Annotated in this window: 1 protein-coding gene; it reads right to left on the bottom strand. The window is 66.5% G+C overall.

All coding sequences use genetic code 11. From position 1 onward, the window contains the following. Positions 1–877: SigB/SigF/SigG family RNA polymerase sigma factor (locus NOD94_RS41170; RefSeq protein ID WP_281211360.1), on the bottom strand; the 877-nt coding region annotated here is incomplete at its 3' end. Between the last annotated feature and the right edge of the window lie 143 nt (positions 878–1020).

Raw genomic sequence — 1020 nt, 5'->3', positions numbered from 1 at the left:
AGTCGGCGAGCATGCCTTCCCTGAGCCGGGTCAGGGTGCGGGTGAGGATGCGGGAGATCTGCATCTGGGAGATGCCGAGGCGTTCGCCGATCTGCGCCTGGGTCATCTCCTGACCGAAGCGCATCCGCAGGATGAGCCGGTCACGGCCCGCGAGACCCTCCAACAACGGGGCGAGGGTACGGAAGTCCTCGAAGAGCTCCAACGCGGGATCCTCGTTGCCGAGGACCTCGGCCAGCGGCCGCACAGCCCGTTCGGAGGACTCGTCCGCCTCACTGTCGAGGGGCTGACTGGAGTGACCGTTGGCCGCGACGAGACCCTCTATGACTTCCTCGTCGGTCAGTTCCAGATGCTCGGCCAGTTCCCGCACCGTCGGCGCCCGGTCCAGGACCGCGTGCAGCTCCTCCTTGCCGCGCGCCAACTCGATGCGCAGTTCCTGCAGGCGCCGCGGGACGCGGACGGCCCAGGTCGTGTCCCGGAAGTGCCGCTTGATCTCCCCGGTGATGTACGGCAGCGCCAAGGTCGCGAACTCGTTGCCCAGGGCCGGGTCGAAACGGTCGATCGCCTTGATCAGACCGATCGTGCCGACCTGGATGATGTCCTCGATGTCCGTACCGTCGGTCCGGTTGCGGAAACGGCGCGCGGCGAACTGCACCAGCGACAGATTCATCTCGATCAGCGTGTTACGGACGTACTGACGCTCACGGGTGCCCTCGTCCAAAGTGCGGAGCCGCTCGAAGAACGTCCTGGACAGTGCCCTGGCATCCTCCGGCGCGACCTCACGGGGCTCGGCGATCCGGGGCAGCCCCTCGGGAAGTCGCGTGGTCCCCGTCACCGCCCCGGTCGTTCCGACCGCTACGTGCGTGGTGAGGGTTTCCATCTCATCTCCCCAAGTACTCGGTTCCGTCGCCCGGTTCGGCCCCGGGCTCCGCTGACTGTGCGCTGCCCCCAGAGCATCGCGCCCAACACCCACACCCGTCAAGCAATACGCGAAACAAGTTTCGTGAGTCATGTTGCTGTTCA

Origin of the sequence: Streptomyces sp. Isolate_45, assembly GCF_024721315.2 — a bacterium.
Lineage (GTDB): Bacteria > Actinomycetota > Actinomycetes > Streptomycetales > Streptomycetaceae > Streptomyces.
Note: the sequence above shows the minus strand (reverse complement) of the source record. Positions and strands in the feature narration are given on the sequence as shown.